The sequence below is a fragment of the Marivirga sp. genome, assembly GCF_035704835.1.
Taxonomy (GTDB): Bacteria; Bacteroidota; Bacteroidia; order Cytophagales; family Cyclobacteriaceae; genus Marivirga.
The window spans coordinates 58999-65201 of the sequence record NZ_DASSWQ010000005.1 but is presented as its reverse complement, the minus strand read 5'-3'; the positions used below and the strand labels follow the sequence as shown (position 1 = coordinate 65201).

The 6203-nt window shown below is 35.2% G+C and carries 5 protein-coding genes; all 5 read left to right on the top strand.

Annotated elements, in window-relative coordinates:
* The first annotated feature begins 264 nt into the window (after positions 1-264).
* A complete protein-coding gene (locus tag VFM92_RS00470; RefSeq protein WP_325120221.1) occupies positions 265-726 on the top strand; it encodes a DUF5362 family protein in 462 nt (153 codons plus the stop codon).
* A 272-nt stretch (positions 727-998) separates the two neighbouring features.
* Entirely contained in the window at positions 999-1373 is a 375-nt protein-coding gene (locus VFM92_RS00465; protein WP_325120220.1) for a hypothetical protein, read from the top strand.
* Positions 1374-1566: 193 nt separating this feature from the next.
* Positions 1567-3837, top strand: a complete 2271-nt coding sequence (gene katG, locus VFM92_RS00460) for a catalase/peroxidase HPI (protein ID WP_414675552.1) — start codon at positions 1567-1569, stop codon at positions 3835-3837.
* 226 nt (positions 3838-4063) lie between these two features.
* Positions 4064-5506, top strand: coding sequence for a Na+/H+ antiporter NhaC (gene nhaC / locus VFM92_RS00455; protein WP_325120219.1), 1443 nt, complete (start codon positions 4064-4066; stop codon positions 5504-5506).
* Positions 5503-6087, top strand: coding sequence for a 3'-5' exonuclease (locus VFM92_RS00450; protein WP_325120218.1), 585 nt, complete (start codon positions 5503-5505; stop codon positions 6085-6087). The genes nhaC and VFM92_RS00450 overlap by 4 nt, the downstream gene beginning before the upstream one ends.
* Positions 6088-6203: the final 116 nt, after the last annotated feature.

Genomic DNA, 6203 nt, shown 5'->3' with positions numbered 1-6203 from the left:
AAAACAAGTAGCCCCAGCGGATACTGAGGCTACACAAGATGAACTTCCATGCAAAGAATCGCCTGAAGTCCTCTTTTCGCTAGAACAAAGTTAGAAAAATTATATTTATTTACTTGCTTTTAAAGACAGTACCTCGATTGTTTTATACACAATAATATTTAGCTAAACAGTTGTAATTTTGGCTTCAATTCAATAAGTTGCTTGCTTTAATTGATAAGTAAATCTTTTTTAAATTTGATTCAATAAACAAAAACTTAATTTTTTATGGACAACCAAAACACACCATCAGGCGATTCTCAAACTAATAATAACGAATTAGTTATCTCAGAACAATCCAGAAAATATTTAAACGAAACGGAAACATGGACTAAATTTTTATCGATTGTAGGATTTGTTTTTGTCGGGATCATTGTCATTGTAGCACTTTTTGCGGGAACTATGATTTCTTCAATTCCTTTTGGTACAGAAAATAATTTGGGAAAAGGAATGAGCTTTCTCATCAGTGGATTATATTTTTTAATGGCAGCAGTATATTTCTTTCCAATTTGGTACCTCTTCAAGTTTTCAAAAAGTATAAAAGAAGCAATCCGCTATAAGAACAATGAAGAATTAGAGATGGCTTTTAGTAATCAGAAATCCTTCTATAAATTCATAGGAATTTTTACAGTAGTCGTTTTAGTGATTTATGGTTTTGGGCTATTAATAGCTTTAATGGGGATATTGTAAAAGTACTTGTAAATTCTGAAATGTATTTCCCAGTTGTTTTTTTGAAATAGAAAAAGTTAGCCTTAACAAGGCTCAAAAGAATGAAATTTATTGCTGTTATTATCGTAATTTTTTTCTTATTTGGGTGCAATAAAAAGCCTCCGATAGACTATTCTCAATATGAATATTAAAATGAAATTGATAATCTGCAAAGCTTTAAGTCTAAGCGAATTTACTTAGAATCAATTTTTGAAATTGATCAAGATGTACGAAATCCTCAAAAGTCATCAGATTTGATTCATCAGTATGATGGAGATTCAAAAGAATATAAAGATTTTCAAACGGCTCAAAAAACAACTGATGCTATTAATTTAGCTAAAGTGGAGTATTATTTGAACTTTCATGGATACCCTGAGAAGGAGATGGGAGAAATAGCCACCACTGCTCCTTGGGTAGTGATTCATCATGCCGCAGACTTTAAAACCAGAGAAAGAAATTTCAAAATAATATATAAGGCCTATTTGAAAGAAGCGATAGATATTGATGCGCTGTCAATGTACTTGGGTAGAATGTATAAAATGAAATTTGGCGAAAGACATCGAATGAAAAACCCGTATAAGCCTGAGGATGAGATTAATCTGCTAACAGAAAAGTTGGAATTAAAATAGATAAACTGGAGATGAAGTAATTTCTAGGTTCTTACGAACTAGTCCAAATACAGAAATTATAAAAGTAAAATTGCTGTAGTTTTTTAGTTATTGATTTTATCTATGTAACAATCTATAAAATCGTTAAAATCGATTGTCAATACATCTAATAATTCCTCTATTTTTGCTCTTCAATTTTTTAAACGATATATACATGAAGAAATTAACTACAATATTAATGGCATTCATTATTGGATTCATGCTTATGGCATGTCAAAATGATAGTGAAAAGACCGCAGAAGCTGATGGATATTCCGGAGCAACTCAAAAAAGCAGGTCAGCTATGAAGGCTAGCCAACTTAATGAGTGGTGGCCTAACAGATTAGATTTAAGTATTTTACGACAGAATTCTAATTTATCAAATCCATTGAATGAGGATTTTGATTATAAAGAAGCATTTAGAAGTCTTGATTATGCTGCTTTGAAAAAAGACATCGCTATCATGTTGAAGGATTCTAAAGATTGGTGGCCTGCTGATTATGGACATTATGGCCCTTTTATGATTCGAATGGCATGGCACAGTGCTGGTACCTACAGAACAGGAGATGGTAGAGGTGGTTCTCGATCGGGGCAACAAAGATTTGCACCATTAAATAGTTGGCCAGATAACGCTAACTTAGATAAGGCTAGAAGATTATTATGGCCTATAAAGCAGAAATATGGTAACAAAATATCATGGGCTGATTTAATGATTTTAACAGGAAATGTTGCTTTGGAGGATATGGGCTTTCAAACAATTGGTTTTGCTGGTGGTAGAGAGGATGTATACGAGCCAGAATTGGATGTTTATTGGGGTTCAGAACAAGAATGGTTAAGTGATGAGAAACGTTATTCTGGTGATAGAGAATTGGAAGATCCATTGGCAGCAGTTCAAATGGGGTTGATTTATGTGAATCCTGAAGGGCCTAATGGTAATCCAGATCCAGTTTTAGCAGCTTATGATATCAGACAAACATTTGGTAGAATGGGGATGAATGACGAGGAAACAGTTGCTTTAATTGCTGGTGGTCATACATTAGGTAAAGCACACGGAGCTGGTGACGCCTCAAATGTTGGTAATGCACCAGCTGCTGCTGATATGGAAGATCAAGGCTTTGGTTGGAAAAGTTCTTACAAATCAGGAAAAGGAACAGACGCGATTACTTCAGGTCTGGAAGTAACTTGGACTACAACTCCAGCAAAATGGAGTCATGGTTATTTTACAAGCTTATTTGAGCATGAATGGGAATTAACGAAAAGTCCTGCAGGTGCTCATCAGTGGGTAGCGAAAGATCCAAAAGTGATGGTTCCAGATGCTTTTGATTCTACCAAGAAACTTGCACCAACTATGTTTACAACGGATTTATCTTTAAGATTTGATTCAGGTTTCGCTAAGATTTCTCGTAAGTTCTTAGAAAACCCTGAGTTGTTCAATGAAGCATTTGCAAAAGCATGGTTTAAATTAACGCATAGAGATATGGGGCCTAAAACAACTTATTTAGGGCCAGAATATCCAAAAGAGGATTTTATATGGCAAGATCCAATTCCTGCAGTTAATCACCCTTTAATCAATGCAAATGATATCGCAAAACTAAAAACTCAGATCCTGAATTCAGGTCTAAGTATCAGTGAAGTAGTTTCTACTGCATGGGCTTCAGCTTCTACTTACAGAGATTCTGATAGGAGAGGAGGAGCAAATGGAGCTCATATTAGATTAGCGCCAATGAAAGATTGGGAAGTAAATAATCCTGAACAACTACAAAAAGTATTAAGCACATTGGAAGGTATTCAAGCCGAGTTTCACAAAACGTCTGGTACCAAAAAAGTATCAATGGCTGATTTGATTGTATTAGCTGGAGCTGCAGGTGTTGAGAAAGCGGCCTCTAATGCTGGTTATGCAGTTAATGTTCCATTCACACCTGGTAGAATGGATGCAAAACAAGAACAAGTAGATATTGAATCTATGAATTTATTAGAGCCAATGGCCGATGGTTTTAGAAATTATTTAAAAACTAGATATTCCGTTTCTACGGAAGAGTTATTGGTAGATAAAGCACAGTTATTGACTTTAACTCCACCAGAAATGACCGTTTTAATTGGTGGAATGAGAGCCTTGGGTGCCAATTATGATGGTTCTAAGTATGGGATATTTTCAGATAAAAAAGACCAATTGACTAATGAGTTTTTTGTTAATCTTTTGGATATGAGCACAGTTTGGGAGCCAACTGATGATACTAAAGAACAATTTGTTGGGAAAGACAGAAGTTCAGGCGAAGAAAAATATGCTGCCACCAGAGCTGATTTAATTTTTGGTTCTCATTCTGAATTGAGAGCTTTAGCTGAAGTTTATGCGCAGGCAGATTCTAAAGAAATGTTTGTAAACGATTTCGTAGCAGCTTGGGACAAAGTAATGAAGCTTGATAGATTCGATTTGATCTATCAATAATAAAATAAAATTATAAATTATAAGGAAAGCCAGACTGCAAAGTTTGGCTTTTTTGTTTCAAAGTATTTCTCGAAACAATGAAAATAAAAAATTCTGTGAGCTTAGAATCCTATTCAGAACAATTTAGAAGTTATCTAAGATTAAATTTAGGACATAAAATTCAAAGAGCTCCTTATTTTTATTATATTTCGAATTCATTTTAAATTAATATTTTGATTTAACCTACATGACAGACAAGCAGCTCAAGCCAAGCTTATTACAAGCACTTATTCCAATTGTATTTTTAATTTTTCTTTTAAGCTTAAATGTTTATTTTTTTGGTGATGGCACATTAGATGGTTCCAATCAAATTGCATTGATACTAGCAGCTGGAGTTGCCGCAATAGTGGCATTAAAAGTCGGATTTAAATGGGATACCATGCTGGATGGGATTGTTTCAAGCATTAGCTCTGCTATGTCCTCAATTTTGATACTGCTCCTGATTGGTTCTTTAGCTGGTACCTGGTTACTAAGTGGTATTGTTCCTGCCATGATTTATTATGGTTTAAATATCCTAAACCCCACTATTTTCCTTTTTGCAGCTTGTGTGGTGAGTGCTATAGTTTCAGTAGCGACTGGTAGTTCATGGAGTACTATTGCAACGCTAGGTCTAGCACTTTTAGGAATTGGTCAAACCTTAGGAATGAGCGAGGGAGTAGTAGCTGGAGCGATTATTTCTGGAGCCTATTTTGGAGATAAAATATCTCCATTGAGTGATACAACCAATCTTGCGCCCGCCATGGCAGGTACTGATTTGTTTACTCATATTCGCTATATGACTTATACTACTTTTCCTACGCTTGCGATTACCTTAATTATTTATTTGGTGATGGGTTTTATGAATAATTCAGAAGCAGATATTGAGCAAGTCGGGTTAGTTCAGGCAGCAATTCAAGATAAATTTAATATAAATTTGTGGTTGTTTTTAGTACCTGCAATTGTGATTTTCATGATTGTTAAAAAGATATCGGCAATTCCAGCTTTATTGATAGGTTCTTTATTGGGAGGAGTTTTTGCTATTATTTTTCAGCCAAAAATAATAGAAATTATATCTGGAGGAGGCGCGAATTTTTTTGAGCAATCCTATAAAACTGTGATGCTTTCCATGTATGGAAAAATAAGTATCACTACAAATAATGAAATGGTTAATGAACTACTCTCAACAGGTGGTATGGGTGGGATGTTAAATACCATTTGGTTAATTGTTTGCGCAATGGTTTTTGGTGGAGTAATGGAATCAACCAATATGTTAAGAGTTATTACAGCTTCTATTATTAAATTGGCGAATTCAACAGGTTCATTAGTAGCTTCTACAGCTGGAACTTGTGTGTTTTTCAATATTACGGCTTCCGACCAGTATTTAGCTATAGTTGTGCCAGGAAGAATGTTTGCAGAAACTTATAAGGATAGAGGCTTAAAACCTGAAGTCTTAAGTAGAACATTAGAAGATTCAGGAACGGTAACCAGTGTGCTAATTCCATGGAATACTTGTGGTGCCACTCAATCATCCGTTTTGGGAGTATCTACCTGGACCTATGCGCCTTATGCATTTTTCAATATCATAAGTCCATTTATGACTATTCTGTTTGCTTACCTTAATATTAAAATTAGAAGATTTACCGATAAATGAGTTTTGTAAAAGAGATTTCTAAAGACGAAATCAATGATTTGCCCCTTTGGAAATTTGAGGGTGAAATTACGTTGGTTGAGAAGGATGAACACTGGGAAGAAGTAATCCCCAAACTGTGGAGAGCTGAAGTGTTAGGTTTTGATACAGAAGCTAAACCCGTTTTTAGGAAAGGCCAATACAATCCGGTTTCCTTAATACAATTAGCCACAGAAGAGGAAGTTTTTCTTATTCGTAATTTAATGTGCGGTTTCCCCGGTGATTTAATCAGGATTTTTGAGGATCCATCAATAATTAAGGCAGGTGCAGCCATCCATGATGATTTAAAAGATTTGCAGAAGCTGAGAAAATTTAAACCTGCAGGATTTGAAGACATTGGCATAATTGCGAGAGATAATGGCATGCTACAAAGTGGAGCCAAAAACTTAACGGCCATATTTCTACAAAAAAGGATTTCCAAAGCCCAACAAACCTCCAACTGGGAAAAAATCGAACTTACTCAGGCGCAGCTCGACTACGCAGCTACCGATGCCTATCTGGGATTGAAAGTTTATGAAGTTTTTGAAAGGATTGGGTGGGTTTGATGAGATTTTGACACAGATTTATTTTTGTTTACTTATCACTAAATTCTCTCTCTCATCCCTCTCACGTTCTCTTCTCTCGTCCTCGTTTGTAACGAGGATGCCTAAACCAAGCATTT

Excerpts from the sequence above, each read along its gene's own strand:
- VFM92_RS00470 (WP_325120221.1), top strand. The coding sequence starts at position 265 with ATGGACAACCAAAACACACCATCAGGCGATTCTCAAACTAATAATAAC.
- katG (WP_414675552.1), top strand. The coding sequence starts at position 1,567 with ATGAAGAAATTAACTACAATATTAATGGCATTCATTATTGGATTCATG.
- VFM92_RS00450 (WP_325120218.1), top strand. The coding sequence starts at position 5,503 with ATGAGTTTTGTAAAAGAGATTTCTAAAGACGAAATCAATGATTTGCCC.
- nhaC (WP_325120219.1), top strand. The coding sequence starts at position 4,064 with ATGACAGACAAGCAGCTCAAGCCAAGCTTATTACAAGCACTTATTCCA.